General features: G+C 50.3%; 14 protein-coding genes. 4 read left to right on the top strand and 10 right to left on the bottom strand.

What is annotated here, in order from left to right; all coding sequences use genetic code 11:
• Positions 1-138 precede the first annotated feature (138 nt).
• On the top strand, positions 139-885 hold the full coding sequence (locus tag MJO52_RS10500; RefSeq protein ID WP_252085889.1) for a flavodoxin family protein: 747 nt from the start codon (positions 139-141) through the stop codon (positions 883-885).
• Positions 886-1,129: 244 nt separating this feature from the next.
• Positions 1,130-1,975, top strand: a complete 846-nt coding sequence (locus MJO52_RS10495) for a mechanosensitive ion channel family protein (protein WP_252085888.1) — start codon at positions 1,130-1,132, stop codon at positions 1,973-1,975.
• A gap of 7 nt (positions 1,976-1,982) precedes the next feature.
• Here MJO52_RS10495 and MJO52_RS10490 read toward each other — a convergent pair whose 3' ends face one another.
• Positions 1,983-2,912 carry a LysR family transcriptional regulator gene (locus tag MJO52_RS10490; RefSeq protein WP_252085887.1) on the bottom strand — a complete coding sequence of 310 codons (930 nt, stop codon included), beginning with the start codon at positions 2,910-2,912 and terminating at the stop codon, positions 1,983-1,985.
• Between the two features lie 103 nt (positions 2,913-3,015).
• On the opposite strand from MJO52_RS10490, the gene MJO52_RS21560 reads away from it, so the two are divergent.
• Complete coding sequence (locus tag MJO52_RS21560; protein ID WP_435583636.1) at positions 3,016-3,630, top strand: FMN-dependent NADH-azoreductase; 615 nt, start codon at positions 3,016-3,018, stop codon at positions 3,628-3,630.
• Positions 3,631-3,784: 154 nt separating this feature from the next.
• On the opposite strand, the gene MJO52_RS10475 is transcribed toward MJO52_RS21560, so the two are convergent.
• The 3 genes from MJO52_RS10475 to MJO52_RS10465 form a co-directional block, all read right to left on the bottom strand.
• A complete protein-coding gene (locus MJO52_RS10475; protein ID WP_252085886.1) occupies positions 3,785-4,711 on the bottom strand; it encodes a metallophosphoesterase in 927 nt (308 codons plus the stop codon).
• A gap of 252 nt (positions 4,712-4,963) precedes the next feature.
• Positions 4,964-8,134, bottom strand: coding sequence for an efflux RND transporter permease subunit (locus MJO52_RS10470; RefSeq protein ID WP_252085885.1), 3,171 nt, complete (start codon positions 8,132-8,134; stop codon positions 4,964-4,966).
• Between the two features lie 11 nt (positions 8,135-8,145).
• The gene (locus MJO52_RS10465) at positions 8,146-9,321 is read right to left on the bottom strand and encodes an efflux RND transporter periplasmic adaptor subunit (protein WP_252085884.1); all 1,176 of its coding nucleotides are present in this window, start codon (positions 9,319-9,321) and stop codon (positions 8,146-8,148) included.
• Positions 9,322-9,596: 275 nt separating this feature from the next.
• On the opposite strand from MJO52_RS10465, the gene MJO52_RS10460 reads away from it, so the two are divergent.
• The gene (locus tag MJO52_RS10460) at positions 9,597-10,259 is read left to right on the top strand and encodes a TetR family transcriptional regulator (protein WP_252085883.1); all 663 of its coding nucleotides are present in this window, start codon (positions 9,597-9,599) and stop codon (positions 10,257-10,259) included.
• Between the two features lie 76 nt (positions 10,260-10,335).
• Here MJO52_RS10460 and MJO52_RS10455 read toward each other — a convergent pair whose 3' ends face one another.
• The 6 genes from MJO52_RS10455 to tatA all read right to left on the bottom strand — a co-directional run bounded on the left by MJO52_RS10455 (position 10,336) and on the right by tatA (position 18,198).
• Positions 10,336-11,346 (bottom strand): isoaspartyl peptidase/L-asparaginase family protein, encoded by a 1,011-nt coding sequence (locus tag MJO52_RS10455; protein WP_252085882.1) that lies wholly within the window; start codon positions 11,344-11,346, stop codon positions 10,336-10,338.
• Between the two features lie 32 nt (positions 11,347-11,378).
• Complete coding sequence (locus tag MJO52_RS10450; protein ID WP_252085881.1) at positions 11,379-14,147, bottom strand: TonB-dependent receptor; 2,769 nt, start codon at positions 14,145-14,147, stop codon at positions 11,379-11,381.
• 163 nt (positions 14,148-14,310) lie between these two features.
• Positions 14,311-15,006: a gluconate 2-dehydrogenase subunit 3 family protein gene (locus MJO52_RS10445; protein WP_252085880.1), complete on the bottom strand. Its 696-nt coding sequence runs from the start codon at positions 15,004-15,006 to the stop codon at positions 14,311-14,313.
• A gap of 1 nt (position 15,007) precedes the next feature.
• A complete protein-coding gene (locus tag MJO52_RS10440) occupies positions 15,008-16,804 on the bottom strand; it encodes a GMC oxidoreductase (RefSeq protein ID WP_252085879.1) in 1,797 nt (598 codons plus the stop codon).
• A gap of 246 nt (positions 16,805-17,050) precedes the next feature.
• Positions 17,051-17,983 carry a sugar phosphate isomerase/epimerase family protein gene (locus tag MJO52_RS10435; RefSeq protein WP_252085878.1) on the bottom strand — a complete coding sequence of 311 codons (933 nt, stop codon included), beginning with the start codon at positions 17,981-17,983 and terminating at the stop codon, positions 17,051-17,053.
• Positions 17,980-18,198 carry a twin-arginine translocase TatA/TatE family subunit gene (tatA, locus tag MJO52_RS10430; RefSeq protein WP_252085877.1) on the bottom strand — a complete coding sequence of 73 codons (219 nt, stop codon included), beginning with the start codon at positions 18,196-18,198 and terminating at the stop codon, positions 17,980-17,982. The genes MJO52_RS10435 and tatA overlap by 4 nt, the downstream gene beginning before the upstream one ends.
• Positions 18,199-18,201 lie beyond the last annotated feature (3 nt).

Raw genomic sequence — 18,201 nt, 5'->3', positions numbered from 1 at the left:
GAACAGCAGTCGCGCTAATCTCATGCCTTTAGCCATTGGTTGTTGGAACCAACCGACAGCTTTACTAGCTCCCTGGCTGCTATACCTGTATTCAAATCTCGACACTTGCTCAATAGTTGCTGCAAAAGGAACTCTGAGATGCCTCTCAACAATCAACAAATCAAAGAGTGCGAATCCAGCCACTGGGATTTCTCAGATCTGAAAGCACTGTTCCTAAACTGTACCCTCAAGCCAACGCCAGAACTCTCCCATACCGACGGACTGATTCGTATTTCACGAGAGATTATGGAAAGAAATGACATATCGGTAAGCCTGCTCAGGCCCGTTGACCATGATATCGCCTTCGGTGTCTATCCAGATATGACCGAGCACGGCTGGGAAAACGATGACTGGCCCAAAATTTATCACCAGGTTAACGAGGCAGATATTCTCGTCATCACAACCCCTATATGGCTCGGTGAAAAATCCTCCATCTGCACACAAGCCATAGAGCGCCTCTACGCCAACTCGTCAAACCTTAATGATCAGGGGCAGTATGCCTATTATGGAAAAGTCGGCGGCTGCCTGATAACAGGTAACGAAGATGGCGCTAAACACTGTGCAATGAATATCCTTTATTCCCTGCAACACTTGGGTTATGTCATTCCACCACAAGCAGATGCCGCCTGGGTTGGCGAAGCCGGTCCAGGCCCCTCTTACCTCGACCCCGGTTCTGGCGGGCCACAAAATGATTTTACCAACCGGAATACCTCCTTCATGACCTGGAACCTAATGCATATGGCCCGAATGATAAAAGATGCGGGGGGCATACCCGCCCATGGGAACCGGCGATCTGCTTGGGATGCAGGTTGCAAGCCCGACTTCTCCAATCCCGATTACCGATAACAACGTTCGGAGCAGGCAGTAATGGGGTGAAATAGCCAATCAAGGCTGTAATTTACTCTGCCCATTTACAAAAAGGGCCACCTAAAGATACATTGCGCACCTTCCTTCTTATTACAGCCCACTGATTTCGCCTTCAACTGGCCCAGTGCTCTCAATGCACCTACCTAAACAGATGGGCTTATAAGGCTACAACCAAAGAAACAACCAAAGAAACAACCAAAAAAACTGAGGTCTACCACCCCGAATGAATCCCGAGTTACTGGAACAGATTTTCCACAGCAAACTCTTTATTACTCTCTGTGTAGTTGCCGTCATTCTTTTAGTCCGCGGCTTACTGACCCTTGCCATTGCTCGCAGTAACTGGGCAAAAGCCGATAAGCGTCGTAGGATCAACACCGTACACAACATCGGCAACCTGCTATTGGTCATCGGTGTAATTGCCGTTTGGGTGACAGAATTACGAGATTTTGCCCTCTCTATTGCCGCCTTTTCTGTAGCGATTGTCCTCGCATTGCGAGAGGCCGTGCAGTGCTTGGTGGGTGGCCTATACCAAGCCAATATGCGCTCCTTTACTGTTGGCGATTGGATTAAAGTGGGCGACCAATTTGGCGAAGTTACTGATAGTGACTGGTTAAGCACCACGCTTTTGGAGATTGACCCCCATGGCCTCGGCAATGGTTATACCGGGACCACTCTCTATATTCCCAATAATGCTTTTTTTACTCAGCCGGTAAAGAACCTGAATTTTATGCGCCGTTATATCGAGCACACTTTCTCGATAACCCGTGAGCGCAGTGAGATAAACCCCTTTGAAGCCAAGAAGTTTATTGCCGAACGGCTGAAAGAGCACTGCGAATCTTTTCGGGAAGTTGCCGAGCGCTACTGCAAGCTGATTGAAAATCGGATGGGTGTGGAGCTCTCTGGCCCTGACGCAAAAGTAAGTGTGACCACTAATGATCTTGGCCATGATGTCATCACCGCGACCGTATTTTGTCCCCGTGAAGAGGCAACCAATATCGAGCAGCTGGTAACAGAAGATTTTTATGCTTTCTGGTTTGAAAAAACCAAGCAACTAAAAGACAGCGCCTAACGCCTTATCACGCACCAATATGTAAGCTTTCAAGTCGTTGGCGGATTATCTCCGCCAACCGGCGCGCTGCGGGCGATATGTCATCGCGATTAGGAAAAATAAGATACAGAGGCTGCCACCTTTCTTGCCCTCCTTTTAAGGGGAGAGGTTTGAGTGTTCCATCGGCCAGCTCCCCAAGAATCTTATCCTGCGGCAACCAAGAAAACCCATAGCCCCTACAAGTTGCCCCGATTACCGTTGCCATATTGCTCAGCGTCCATCGCTTGGCAACTTCAACTGTTAGGGTTTCACTATCGCTTTGGGGGTTTGAATCTCTAACGATCAGGTGCCGATGACTGCGCAGATCCTTCAAGGTTAGTTCGCGTTCCAGTTGATGTAATGGGTGACTGGGGTGGGCCACTGGGATAATGCGCGCCGGTGCTGGCAGTAACTCGCCATTGAAACCGGGAGGAATTCTCGGATCAATCGCAAAGTCCACCTTCCCCTCAGTAAGGGCATCGAGGGCACCGCTAATCACCACTTCGTAAACCTCTACCCGGGTATGTGGGCTCTCTTGGCCAAATACCTCCAGGCAATCTAGCAATAGCCAAGTTGGAAACAGCACTTCCACAGAAATTGACACCAGCGACCCCCAACCCACAGAAGCACGCCGGGCAGCCATTTCCATTGCCGAAGCATCTTCCAGTAATTGTTTGGCATGGCGATATAACATTTGCCCAGCAGCCGTAAGTGCCGCTTTGCGACCAGTGATTGTAAATGCCTTTACATCGAGGATGGATTCTAGCTTTTGTACCGCATAGCTCACGGAAGACTGACTCTTGTGTAGGAGTTCCGACGCCTGTACATACCCTCCCCCTTCAACAACCGCAACTAAACAACGCCATTGCTCCAGAGTGATCTTTGGGCTTAAAGCCGGGTTCGCTAACTGATCAGTCATGTATCGGATTTTTAGATGGATTTCAGCAAAATTTTCTAATTTTTTATCTAATTAATCAATGATTCAATAGTGCTCAAGTTAAATGATTCATAAGGAACCCGTCATGACAAAGTTGCTCAATATCCAATCCAGCATGTTTCAAGCCGGTGGCCAGACCTCCCAGTTGGCGGCAAAGTATATTGAGCGCTGGAAGGCGAATAATCCGGAGGGCGAAGTTGTTCAGCGTAATCTGGCAGCAGATCCGGTACCCCATTTATCCTTGGATCGCTTCCAGGCCTTCAATACCCCGGCTGATCAGCGCACTCCAGATCAGCAGGCGATTGTCGATTTTTCAGACAAACTGATCGAAGAGATCTCTTCGGCAGATGCCTTGGTCCTCGGCGTACCTATGTACAACTTTACAATCCCCTCTACCCTGCACACCTATTTTGACCATATCGCCCGAGCCGGCATCACCTTCCGCTACACGGAAAATGGGCCAGAAGGGTTACTGAAAAATAAAAAAGCGATCATCTTTGTTGCTCGGGGGGCTACTACGGTGACAACCATGCACAAAGCACATTTTTGCGGCAATTCCTCGGATTTGTGGGCATCACTGATGTTGAGTTTGTTTACTCCGAAGGGCTTGCCACTGGTGAAGAGGCAAAAGAGAAAGCCACCACTGCGGCAAATGAACGTATTGCTGAACTTGCTTAAACGAAGAATATTGCTGAATTAAAAAAGCCAGGCTCTATTCTCAAGCCTGGCTTTTACAGCGTAATTTCTGCGAAGTGGCCTTACTATGTGTCAATGTCAGCAATTCTCGGCATGGAGCTTACAGGCAGGCCAGCTATCCATTAGAAACCTGTAATGGAAACTCAAGCGGGCGGTATCTACTTCACAAACACAAACTTGTCTTCACTCAAGACCTGTTCACCATCAAAACGATAAGCAACCAGTTTGCCGTTACCCGCCACGGAATAATCGAGACAAGCAACTTTCTCGGTTAGAGGTGCTGGCACACCTTTAAGCCAATAGTGACCGATAAAGCAGGGCTTATCTGCTTTAGGGTAATAAGGAATACCCCTAGGCACAGGCAAGCTAGCGGCGGAACCGATATCAACACCACGCGGTAACGCTATCTCCCCCAGCGCTTTTGCAGAAGCGTTCCACCATTGAACGCGGACAGCAGAGCGGCGATTACCATCCTTATCCAGAAAACTCACTCCTTGAGGCAGTTCAATTTCACACCCTTTGAGCAAAGTTTCCACCGCTTTGAAGGCATCACTGCCCGGGGAGCTAGCTTGCAGCAAAAGCTCAGACGTTAACCTGCCGCTATCGGTTCTCGATGCTAAAAAATTAACTTTCTCTTCGTCCCAGCAAGCGTGTACCGCACGCAGAGGACCAAGATCAAGCCACAGAGGCAATGATCTGAAGAAATCCAATACCTGAGATTTTTCTGGATCGTTATCCGGGTACTCATTCAAAAAAGCCTGGTGCTGTTTTGTATTTTTATCGGTATGTGGGCGCAGGGGCTTGCCATTGACTTCGGTATGATAAGCCAGGGCGTTAAACTCGTGATTGCCCATAATTGCTTTGGCATGATCATTATTTACCATGCTCATAACTACCTTTAGGAGTTTGCGATGCTCCACCAGGTGCTCACCGCGGTCGATAAAATCTCCAAGAAATATGACCTTTCGCTCAGGGTGAGCATAACCACTGCTTGTTTCCCGATAACCCAGCACATCGAGCAACTCAATCAATGCGCTGGCGTGGCCATGGATATCGCCAATAATGTCGTACTTGCAGTGTTCCATCCTGCCCCTGCCTCTAAAATACAAGAAAGCTTCAGTATCAAAATCCCGCTTTTTTGAATCAAGGATTACTCTGTTCATTTTATGAAATGAACGCATTTCTCGGAAGCTGGGCATGGGGCGAAGAAAATAGCCGAAGCTACTGCCAGCCTGGGAAATACTGAGTTCACTTACATTTAAGGTGTGCCCTATCAAAGAGCGAATACAAAAAAGCCAGGCCGGAAAGTGCGGCCTGGCTTTTCTCAGGCTTGAGACTTACAAAGCTTCCGCAGCTTCTGTCTTTTTATTGGCAAGAACTTGATCCTGCCCAGTATCAGTACTGCTAGCTTTACGCCCAAACAGTCTCTGCACCACTACAAAGAACAGTGGTATAAAGAAGATTCCAAGCAGAGTGCCCACAACCATTCCGCCCAGTACCCCGGTTCCAATTGCCCGTTGTGCGCCGGAACCTGCACCGGTGGCTATCGCCAGAGGAAGAACTCCCAAACCGAAAGCCAAGGAGGTCATAAGGATTGGGCGCAGCCGATCACGGACTGCGCGCATAGTAGCCTGCACCAGCTCCATACCATCCTCTAAGTTTTGCTTGGCAAACTCCACAATCAGAATAGCGTTCTTACTGGTCAAGCCGACAGTGGTCAGCATAGCCACCTGGAAATAGATATCCCTCTCCATGCCGCGCAAACTGTTGGCAAGCACGGCACCGAGAATACCGAGCGGTGCCATCAACAATACGGCGGTCGGTACTGTCCAGCTCTCATAAAGAGCCGCGAGGCACAAGAATACAATCAGTAATGACAAGGTATAGAGCAGTGGTGTTTGTGCACCAGCGGCGCGCTCCTGATAAGAAAGGCCGCTCCATTCAATGCCAACCCCCGCCGGCAATTGCGCTACCAAGCTCTCCACTTCTGCCATGGCCTCGCCAGAACTGACCCCCGCTGCAGCTTGACCATTGATCTGCATGGAGGGCACACCGTTATAGCGTTCCAAGCGGGGAGATCCATACTCCCAGGAAAAACTGGCGAAGGAAGATAGAGGCACCATATCGCCTTTATCATTGCGCACAGACCAAAGTTGGAAGTCTTCCGGCACCATGCGATATGGCGCATCCGCCTGCATATAAACCCGCTTAACCCGACCGCGATCGATAAAATCATCGATATAGGAGCCACCCCAAGCGGTACTCAGCGCGCTGTTAATATCGGCAATAGACAAGCCGAGGGCCGCAGCTTTGGCGTTGTCGATTTTCACTCGAAACTGCGGCGTGTCCTCCTGGCCATTGGGGCGTACGTTAGAGAGTAATTTACTCTGCCCGGCCATTCCCAAGAATTGGTTACGGGCAGCGGTCAACGCTTCGTGCCCCAGGTTGCCGTTATCTTTTAAGTAAAAGTTAAAGCCACCAGAAGAACCCAACTCTGGCAGAGGCGGCGGTGCAAAGGCAAAAGCCATGGCATCTTTAATTTGCATCAGCGCGCCCATAGCACGCATGGCGACTGCTCCAGTACTTTGCGACTCTTCTTCCCGCTCAGACCAATCTTCCATATTCACAAAGGCGATACCGGTATTCTGGCCGCTACCGGCAAAGCTAAAGCCCTGCACCGAAAATACTGACTTCACGGTGCCCTGCTCGTTATCCAGGAATTGGTCTTCTACTTTGCGGATAGATTCCATGGTGCGTTCCTGGGTCGCGCCCACGGGTGCCTGCACCATAGAGAAGAGCACGCCCTGGTCTTCATCGGGCAGGAAGGAGCTGGGTAAACGCAGGAATAAGAAGGCCATCACAGCGGAAAGGATCACAAACAACAGCATAAAGCGGCCGCTACGTTTTAGGATGCCCTGCACTCCGCCCTGGTAGCGCTGACTGCCGCGCTCAAAATTGCGATTGAACCAACCGAAGAAGCCTTTCTCACCGTGACTTTCCCCTTTTGAAAGTGGTTTCAGCAAGGTGGCACATAGTGCGGGGGTCAGGATAATTGCCACTAATACGGACAAGGCCATGGCAGCAACAATGGTTGCTGAGAACTGCCGGTAAATTACGCCAGTGGCGCCATCCATAAATGCCATTGGCACAAACACTGCCGACAGCACGACACCGATTCCGATCAATGCCGGGGTAATCTGGTGCATGGATTTTTTAGTGGCTTCCTTCGGCGATAAGCCCTCTTCGCGCATCACCCGTTCTACGTTTTCCACCACCACAATAGCGTCATCCACTAGCAAGCCGATGGCCAATACCATAGCGAACATGGTGAGCATATTGACCGAGAAGCCCAGTGCTGCGAGTACGGCAAAGGTACCCAACAGCACCACCGGTACTGCGATTGTAGGGATCAGGGTTGCACGGAAATTCTGCAGGAACAGATACATCACCAGGAAGACCAGCACAATTGCTTCAATCAATGTGCTGATCACGCCTTTAATGGAGACCTCGACAAAGGGCGTGGTATCAAATGGTACGACAGAGGTAAGCCCCCGAGGGAAGAAAGGCTCCAGTTCTTTGAGCTTCGCTTTCACGCCTTCGGCGGTGTCCAGTGCGTTGGCACCGGTGGCAAGGTTAATGGCGATACCGGTAGCCGGCTGGCGATTGTAGCGGGAGATAAATTCATAACTCTCTGCCCCCAACTCAACGCGGGCGACATCGCCAAGCCGCAGTATGGAGCCATCATCATTGGCTCGTACCACGATTTCCCGGAACTGTTGCGGGGTTTGCAGGCGCTCCTGGGAGGTAATAGAGGCATTGAGTTGCTGCCCTGGCACCGCCGGTGCGCCACCAAGGCTGCCCACTGTGACCTGGGCATTCTGGGCCCGTACCGCCGCGGCTACATCATTCGGTGTCAAATCGTAAGTAGTCAGCTTGTTGGGATCGAGCCAGATACGCATTGCATATTTGGAGCCGAACACCTGCACATTACCGACACCTGGCACCCGGCTAACCGGGTCCACAATCGCTGAGTTGATGTAATCAGCAATGTCGTTGCGGTTCATACTGCCGTCTTCGGAGACAAAACCTGCAACCATCAAGAAGCCGCCACGGGACTTACTGACATTGACCCCTTGTAACTGCACCTCTTGGGGCAACAGCGGCATTGCCAGCTGCACCTTGTTTTGGACTTGCACCTGTGCGGTATCCGGGTCGGTACCATTCTCAAACGTAAGGGAGACAGACACACCACCGTTAGATTGACTGACAGCAGACATATAGAGAAGGCCATCGAGCCCTTTCATATTCCGCTCCAGAATCTGCGTCACCGAATCTTCCACCACTTTGGCGGAGGCGCCGGGGTAACTGGCCTCAATATTAATAGAGGGTGGTGCGATATTCGGATAGCGCTCCACCGCCAACTTGCTGATGGACAATGCACCTGCCAGCATGGTGATAATTGCCAGAACCCAGGCAAAGATGGGCCGGTTGATAAAAAAGCTCGCCATAACCCCTACCCTCAGGAACCCTGCTCAGCAGCAGCGTTGCCGTCACCAGCTGCTGCAGGTACCTGTTTATCCTCACGTTCACTAGGCTGCACCGGCGCGCCGGGGCGAATTTTCTGTAATCCAGCCACTACGACACGGTCACCGGGCTCCAGTCCCTCTTCTACCAGCCAGTGGTTACCAACTGTGCGACTGACCCGCACGGAACGTTGGGCAACAATATTCTCTTCATTGACCACCATTGCCGAAGTGTTGCCTTTCGGGTCCCTTGCAATACCTTGTTGAGGCACCAGAATGGCATTTTCCCGTACACCGCTACCCACTATCGCGCGCACGTACATGCCTGGCAGTAGCATATTGTCTGGATTGGGGACAACGACTCGCAGCAACACACTTCCGGTAGAGGGATCGACACTGGCTTCGGCAAACTCGAGCTTGCCTTGATGTTCAAACTCACTGCCATCTTCCAGCAAAATCTTAACTGGCAGGTTTGTGGCATCTGCCAATTTACCCGCCTGAAGAGCCCGACGCAGGCTGACCAGCTCTGCGGCAGACTGGGTAACATCCACATAGATGGGGTCCAATTGTTGCACAGTGGCCAAAGTTGCGGCCTGATTGGCCGCTACCAAGGCACCCTGAGTGACACTGGATTTACCAATACGGCCAGTAATCGGTGAGGTAATCTGGGCGTAGTCCAGCTGGATCTCAGCTCGGTGTAACTCCGCCCTGGCAGCTGCAACAGAGGCGCGGGCTTCCTGCAAGTCTGCCTCCGCGACATCATTCTCCTGCTTGCTGACAGCGCCACTCCTAACAAGGCCTGCGGTGCGCTCGGCCTTAAGACGGGCGATATTCATGGCCGCATTTGCCCCCTGTAATTTGGCGCGCGCACTATCCACATCCGCTTGGTAAATGGCGTCATCCAGCTGATAAAGTGGCTGATTTGCATCGACACGCCCACCTTCACGGAACAATTGCTGTTTTATGATGCCATTTACCTGTGGACGAACTTCCGCCACCTTGAAAGGTGAAGTGCGACCAGGTAGCTCTCTGGTAAGCGTAACCGGCTCGGATTCCAGCGTAACCACAGTCACCTGTGGCGCCGGCATCGGTGGCGCAGCGGTTCTTTCATCACAAGCGGCAAGCAATGCACTAGTGATCAAAAGACTGATAAACGCTTTTTTATTGAGCATGGTTACCTCGATCAGGGCTGACGGCCTGGATACTGCGGTCAGTTCGGGAGAAAAAGAGATGGTGACAGGAAGGTCTAACTCCAGTGGCCACGCATTTTATGTGTAGTGATGAAATCCGATCAACTATTCATCAGCGCATGAATATCGACTAACATGCACTTTTACCCAGTGTTTTCAAGGGTTTGCACTAAAGTCTCATTTGTTTTCATGCGGCGAACAGCCGTGAATATGCGGTCAAATGAGGCGATTACGATAATGAAGAAGCTGCATTGCCCATGGCTAAATATAGAGAAGAGCAAATACTTAACACCCGAGAGCGTATCTTAGACGCCGCGATTCGTGTTTTTCACGAATCTGGCGTCACCCACGCCTCCCTAACGGCAGTCGCAGAGCTTGCCGGAGTCACTCGTGATTCCCTGCATAGCCATTTCCGCGACAGAGTTGGGCTACTCAACGCTCTAACCGAGCGCATGCGCCTGCCCGGTGAAGACCTCTGCGCGGCGGCCGGTGATGATGAGTTGAAGAGAGACCCTCTAGGCACCCTGCGTACCCGCTGGATATGGCTATTCGATGAGATTGCCTGTAATGATGAATGGCAGCGCTTGCTGGAGATTATCTTCCTGCCATGTGACCCAATCAGTGAAGTATGCGAGTCCACTCACCGTATTAAGCAAGGCCGCACAGAGCGGCTGGAGCGAATGGGAGAATTGTTGGAGATTGCACTATCAGTCGGTCAATTACCTGCTGACCTGGATTTGAAACTGGCCCAACAAATGCTTCACGGAGGCCTTTTTGGTGTTCTGGAAGACTGGCTTCTTTCTCCTCGCTTTGTAGACCTTGGCGACTTAGGCGAACATTATTTTGATGCTCTCCTAGATATGATTCGCTTCTCCCCAGAACTGCGTCTAAACAGGCAGCAAGCACGAACTTTGCACTGAGCAGTGTATTGAGCAAATTCGAATTTTCTTCCTATTGGGGCAAGTCAACTAACTGCTGCTTGCCCCTAGAAGACAATCAGCCGAGTTTACTTTTCGAATCGACTAATTGTGCACCGCTCGCATCTCTTACTGCATAATTAAAGCCTGGGTGAATACAGTGAGCACCGTAATTACCGGCTTTATCTAAAGCCAGGAAACCCACCTGGAACTTCTTATAGTCCCCTAGCTTGCGCGCAATACGCTCCACCGCCTCACGACAGGCTTCCTCCGGTGTGTAGCCATGACGCATCAGCTCCACTACTTGATGGCAACCGACAGTCTTGATCATTAGCTCGCCCATACCCGTGGCAGTAGCCGCACCCACTTCATTATCGACATAGAGTCCGGCGCCGATAATCGGTGAGTCCCCTACCCGCCCGTGCATCTTGAAAGCCGCGCCACTGGTGGTGCAGGCACCTGAGAGGTTGCCGTCCTGGTCCACGGCTAAGATGCCGATAGTATCGTGGTTTTCTATATTGATTACCGGCTGGTAACGGGACTCGCGCTTCCACTCACGCCAGGCGGCTTCAGCTTTTGGAGTTAACAGGTTCTCAATGTCAAACCCCTGTTCAACTGCAAAACGCTGTGCGCCCTCGCCGACCAACATTACATGTGGAGTTTCCTCCATCACCTTTCGCGCAACCGAGATGGGATGCTTGATACCCTGTAAAAAAGCCACTGAACTACAATTTTGTTTGTCATCCATAATGCAGGCATCAAGGGTCACTACACCATCGCGATCGGGAAAACCGCCATAGCCAACACTGGTTACCTGCGGGTCAGCTTCCGGCACCCGAGCACCTGCCTCTACGGCATCCAAAGCCCTGCCACCTTCGCTGAGAACCTGCCAAGCTGCCTCATTGGCTGGGCCCCCATGGTTCCAGGTTGATATGACTACGGGCTTTTTTCCCTTCTTCGTATAACGCCTTGCCATAGCTGCCACTGAAGAGGTTGCTAGGGCGCCAGCAGTACCCAGGAAGGAGTATTTCAGGAATTTTCTTTTGCTGATCACAATGATTTGTCTCAAGTGGAAAGCGCACAGAGACATTACTGTATCTGTGCGCCGAAGTTATGGCGGGATCAGAAGCTGTAAGTCAGCCCCATATAGGCGCGGCGACCTGAGTAGGAGGAACCCAAGACTCTGTTTTCTTCCCCCCAATATCTATCCACCTTCTCTTCGGTGAGATTAATAATGGAGGCAGTGAGAGTTAGGTTTTCCATCAAACTATAAGAAGCATTTACATCAAGCTGATCATACTCATCAGTAAACGTATTCACGCCGTTGCTATAGCCATCCGCATAGGCGCTGCGATAGTTGTAAGAGGCTCTCACACTGAAAAGGTCATTCTCGTAGTACACCGATAGGTTGTATTGATCTTTAGAGGTACCCGCAATTTCTGTTTTGATTGTTTCACCGCTTTCGAGGTCAAGATTGGCCAGCTCTGTGTCCGTATAGGTGTAGTTGGCAAAAACCCCAAAACCGTTATCAAAGGCATATTGCACAAACAGCTCGGCACCCTGAGCGGTGGCATCGGTGCCATTAACAGGCATCGACATGTTTACATTCCAAATGTCACCATCTATTTCCCTGGTTACCAGGGAACTGCCGTTAATGACGAATGATGCAATATCCTTCCTGAACAGGGTTACTCCCATTGCGGAAGCATCGTCGAAGTACCATTCCAGACCCAAATCAAACTGATCCGCTTTATAGGGTTTCAATTCGGAGTTCCCCGCAAACCCATCTCTTACAGTCGCTCCTGGCAGTGGGGCGTGTATTGATTCAGAACCACCGAGGTCATCATAATTAACTCGGGCAACAACCCTTGCGAGGGCTGCACGCATTACTAAATCATCGTTAATATCCCAAGCGATATTGGCGCTTGGCAGAAAATCGGTGTTACTGCTATCGCGAATATTGGGCTCATCTTGCAAAACCCCGTCAATATTGTCATATGTTCGGGCATATTGCTTGGTCTGCACCGCGCGAACACCAAAATTACCGCGCAAAGTGGCAGAAGCAAAATTCTGCTGTACATAGGCCGCCGTAACTTCCTCACCGATGCGATAGTCCTGGTCCCGTTCTACGGTTACTGTAGGATCACCATAAGCCTCATAGAGAAACTCTTTTAGCTTCTCAAACTCCAGGTGGGCAAAGTTGGGCACTTTTACACCACCAATAATATTATCGAGTGGGCCACTGGAAAGGATATCAATCGTATCCGGAACGCCATTAGGGTCGGTGTGGAAAGAATCGTCCGGCCACCAGGGATAGCAAAGACCATCTTTACCGTCTTCATTCGGCCAGTTAATTGTCGGACACGGCGGGTTATCATCATCCCAAGCTTGTTTAGTAATGCGTCGGTTAATTTCGTGGTCGCGGTATTTAAGTCCTACATCAAGGGAAGTCAGCCAACCGTAATCCATATCGATAGATACATCTAGCTGGTAGTAGTTTTCATCATCCTCACTACTGGTCCAGTGCGAAGAAAACCAATCGTATAAGGGGTAAGTATTGGGGTCTCCCAGATCGGCACTGGTATCAATCTCTGCAGTACCACTGCTTAGGTCCCAGCTCCAGTCAGTCACAGTGCCATAGCGAGAGTTTACTGAGGCAAACAATTTCTCGGAAGGTCCGCCTTCCGCACTGGTGCTGCCTACAACCAATCGCACGCTATATCCATCTCCTTGGTAAATAGCATTAAAATCCAAGGTATCTGACACATATTCAGCTCGCGTGTAGTCACCAGCGACTTGAGGAGACTGCAATTCGGCCTGGCCTCTGTCCAACATGCCAATACCGAGTAAGGTATCGCCATCCTCGTCAAATTTAAGGCTACCGGGTGCAACTGCATCACCATAGTTCCACTCTGGAAATACAATACGGTAATTCTCTGAGTTGCCACCCTGCTCAAAGCGAAAATAATTGACACCTAGCTCAAGTTGTTCAACCGGACGCCACTGAGCACTGAGCTGAATTCCCTCGCGGGTACGCTCCTCTTCAAAAACGCTACCCACTACGGCTCTGGGGGCATAGAAATCCCGGTACTCATTACCGTCGATATCTACCATGGGCCCCCTTTCTTCTACCCCTTCATGGGGCTTAACGTCACCTTGCCATCCCCAGTTTTCTGTGGTGGTGCTAATCACACGATTTTGACGGTCTTGCTTGGAATAACCAACTAATACACCAAAGGTTTCCTGATCATTTTTCCATGAGTAAAAACCCGTGTATTGTGGCTCATACTTCTCAGTGACATCCGCGTAGGTTGTTTCAACCGATAGCATGCCCTCTCCCGCGTCCAGGTCCAGAGGTTTGCGGGTATGCAAAATGACAGTACCACCGATTCCGCCTTCATCCAGCTTTGCCTCAGGGCTCTTATAAACATCTGTACGGGCAATCATTGTTGCGGGCAACAAGGAATAATCTAGCGAGCGTGACGGCTCATCGCCCGGAGTAGCAATATAGTTACCGTTCAGCTGGGTAAAGGTAAGCTCCGGAGCAGTACCGCGGATACTCACTTCCGCACCTTCACCACCACTACGTACGATAGAGACTCCTGGCACCCTCTGTAAGGCATCGGCTACGTTTTTATCTGGGAACTTGCCAATATCTTCAGCGGTAATTGAGTCCACCACCGCATTGGAAAAACGCTTTACATCGAGGTTTTTCTCCATGCTCTGTCGAATGCCCAATACCTCTACTTCTTCAAGAGCCAAGTTTTCTTTTTGGGCTTCCTCTGTATTTTGCGCCTGTGCCATGCCGACGACACTGCATAACACCAGTGCACTGGCGGATGTGCGAAGTAACTCCGCCCTGCGGTTTTCTTTTTGGGTTTTCTCTTTCATAGCTAAGCATCACTTTTATTATAATTTTTGAGCCTTCCGTGCACCCTCTAAACTCGGCATACCCTCATACCAAGTTTTCGGAATAAGCCCGGTTCCAGATCTATCCATCCCTGGCTTACTTTTATAGGTAACCCCTTTCCCAGGGGGTTGCCTTACACGGTTATCAGCTTTCTAAGCCGAGTCGTTTTAATACTTCAGGAGGTGCGCCAGGGAAGCTGGCCATAGGCCTATTACCTACGTAGCCAATATCCGCCATGCCTTCCTCGGTGGTGTAGAATGCGGTAGATACAAGAACTCTTACCTTGGCAAAGAAACGTGCACCGGCTTGGAATTCTGGCTTCGCGTTACGAGTCCATTTGATGTCCTCGCAGATTGCATTTTTTTGAGATTCATTCAGCTCAACAAATGGGCCTTGGTACCTGCGCCTGGACTCTCCATCTAGCCAGACCACCCCTCCGCGAATAGTGACAAGGTCCGCCTTATTGTTGGAATAAGGTGCGCTGACATATTCATTGATGTAATGGTGTGCACCTACTGAAGAAGCGCTCGGTGAAATTTCATCTGCAGGTATAATCACATCGCAAAGTGCTGCGAGTACCGCCAACTCACGCGCATCTAATTGCATTTCCCATGGTACGACGGGGTTAAGCAGATCAGGATCTGTTGGTGTACCCCTGGCTAAAGTTTGTTTAGGTGCGTCAAGATTCTTAACCGCTGGTTTTGTAGCTGCTTTATCTTCCTTCAACTCAACTTTTGGTGCTGCTTTCTCAGAACAACCGATTACTGGGACCGCAGCCGCAGTAGTAGCAATCAAACGCAGGGCATTACGGCGGCTCAGGTTTGTTTTATCCTTGCTCATATCAAATGTTCCTCTTTTTAAACTGTTCCACGATGTAGTCACAGGTACGCCAAGCCAGCGCCATAATGGTCAGGGTTGGATTTTTATCGGCATTGGAAACAAAGGGAGCGCCGTCGGTTAAAAAGAGGTTCGGAACCTCCCAAGACTGGCAGTAAGGGTTGAGCACAGAGTCTTTCGGGTTGGAACCCATTCGCGCGGTGCCAACTTCATGAATAATTGCACCACCGTTGATAATGGCCTTGGCACCATCCGTCTGTACCGTTGTGGTCACATTGCCGCCCATACCCTCGATAATTTCGGCGAAGGTTTTGTGCATGTGGGCAGCCTGATTGAGCTCCTGGTCGCTCCACTTCCAGTGGAATTTCAGAACCGGGATACCCCACTGGTCAACTTGATTCTTGTCAATTTCACAGTAACTATCATCATTAGGGATCATTTCCCCACGACCATCGAACCAAACAAAGGAGCCGTAATAGCGTCGGCAGGCCTTTTTCAAATCTTTACCATAGGCACCTTCGGTAAAGTCACCCATACCACCGAAGGCACCTGCTCCAGGCATACTGCGGCCACCACCGAATTCAATGTGATAACCGCGCGCAAAATTCAGGTCTCCGCGCAACTGCTCTTTATATAGCCACCAGGGCATATACATATGCATTGCCGACGCGCCGTCTTCGTTATGGGCGGGCATATTTTCCAGGGCTGGAATTTGGCCACCGACTCCGGCACCCACAGTATCCATCAGGTATTTACCTACAACACCACTGCCGTTGGCGATACCGTCTGGGAATAAGGTACTTTTTGAATTGAGAAGAATACGCGATGTCTCGGCGGCACTGGCCGCGACGACAACGGCGCGGGCACTGGCAAACTTTTCCTGACGGGTATCTTTATCAATGTAAACAACCCCGTTGGCTTTGCCTTTCTTATCAACGGTAACTTCGCGCACCATCGCGTCAGTGATGATGTCTAGGTTGCCTGTAGCCAACGCAGGAGGCAGTAGTACTGTGGTGGACTGGAAATTTGCCTTGATGGAACAACCGCGACCACAGGGTGTGGCCCAAAAACAGGCAGCGCGGGATTTCATCGATTCGCGGGTTACATCCTGGGCAAGCTTGTTATCGGGGAACAGCTTCTGCGGAATATTTTCATGGTCGAGGCGCTCACTGAGAATCGCCAAGTGTGAGGGGATCACGGGGATACCCAGCTTATCACAAGCTTTTTTCGCTAGCAGTTCATAAGCACGGGGGTTAGGGGGCGGCAATAATACGCCGTCGGAAGAGTCCGGAGTATTTTCCAATCCCTCATTGGTGCCGTAGACACCAATAAGCATCTCGGTTTTATCGTAGTAGGGTGCCAGGTCTTGGTAGCTGATGGGCCAGTCAAAGCCGAGCCCATCCCTTGAGTAGGGCTTAAAGTCGTATTCACCCATACGCAGGGAAATACGCCCCCAATGGTTCGTGCGGCCACCCAGCATACGCGCTCGCCACCAGTCAAAACGTCGACCTTTCTCTTGAGATCCCTGGGTATAGGGCTCGCCGGGTACCTGCCAGCCACCATCCACTGTCGCATCGTAAAAACCGAACGGTTTTTCTGGCGTACTACCACCGCGCAGGGGTGCGTCTTTGGGCAAGTTAAACATAGGGGTTTCTTTGACCGGGTCGTAGGATCGTCCCGCTTCAAGCAGCAGTACCTTTAAACCGGCTGTGGCCAGCACATAGGCAGCCATGCCGCCCCCAGCACCAGAGCCGACTATTAAGGCGTCGTACTCTTTATTCTCGATATCTTCACTCGCCATAACATCTCTCCTACATGATCATTTATTTTTCTTCTGACCGGATAAATTCTATCAGCTAGAAATATTTTCCTGTAACCGGTTACATTTTTGGAAAATTTTTCTGATTTTTTCGGCGTTTATAAAGTCTAGATTTAAAATTTTTAGCGTTGGAGTCTGATTTCTTAAAAAAACAGACATTAAAGTACATATTTTTACGTCTGGAGAAATTAAAAATATGTAACCGGTTACATGCGAAACTAAATTTTATCAATTTTTTTCATTTAGTTGCGCGAACAGCTCCACCTTCCTGCCAAGCTGCTCAAGCAGCTGCTTAGTTGCCAGGATTCCATGGTCCTCATCTCCCGGCCCTTCAAACTCAATGCCGATATAGCCTCGATAACCCGCATCGCGAATTATCCGTAACATCCGAGCAAAATCCGTATTGATTTCAATTCCCGCTGAATCGAACTCAAAGCTTTTGGCACTAACACCCTGGGCGAACGGCATCAGTTGCTGAACCCCCAAATAGCGATCGTAATCTCCGAAGTTTCCAAAATCCGGCAAGCTGCCACAGTTGGACATATCTACACGCTGAAGGACCTGTGACAACCACTCCCCGCTCGATGAATAGCCACCATGGTTCTCAACAATCACGTTAATATTGAAATTCTGGGCGAATTCCGAAAGCGCGCGCAGCCCCTCAACAGCAGCCTTACCCACTTCTTCGCGGCTCCCCTGCCCTGCGGCATTGACACGCACAGAGTGACAATTGAGGTACTTAGCCGCTTCGACCCATTTGTAATGGTTCTCTATGGCCTGCTTTCTCTTGCCTTTATCGGGGTCGCCTAGGTCGCCTTCGCCATCAACCATAATCAACAGACTGCGAACATTATGGTCTTCTGCTCTAGCCTTCATTGCAGCGAGAAACTTCAAGTCCTTTGCCTGACCCTTAAAGAACTGATTGACATACTCAACCGCTTCAATGCCAAAAACTTTGCGTGTTTTTACTGGAAAGTCCAGAACCTTAAGAGCTCCACTTCGCAGTTGCCGATGCAGGGACCACTGGGCTAAAGAGATTTTGAAAAAGCGTTCACTTGCAGTGCTGTGGCTAAGACGACTAAACCCAATAAGGGGAGCAGCAAGCCCCAAAGCTGCCAGCCTTGCACTATTTGCCAAAAACCGCCTTCTATTGATAGTCATTGCCGCCCTCCTATTTGGGAAACCTCAGCAGAAGATTTTGAGGGAGATTCTGCAGAGAAGCCTTCTTCTCCGTTATCCTTTAAAGAGCGGCGAAAGCCACTGATTGCTCCCCCCAGGTCTTCTCCCATACGACGAATCTTGCCGCTGCCAAACAGTAAAACTGCAAGCACCAGTACTATCAGGATTTGCCAGAGACTGATTCCTGAAATACCCATGAG

It is taken from the genome of Microbulbifer variabilis, assembly GCF_023716485.1.
Taxonomy (GTDB): Bacteria; Pseudomonadota; Gammaproteobacteria; order Pseudomonadales; family Cellvibrionaceae; genus Microbulbifer; species Microbulbifer variabilis_B.
This window is presented reverse-complemented; position numbering and strand designations above follow the sequence as displayed.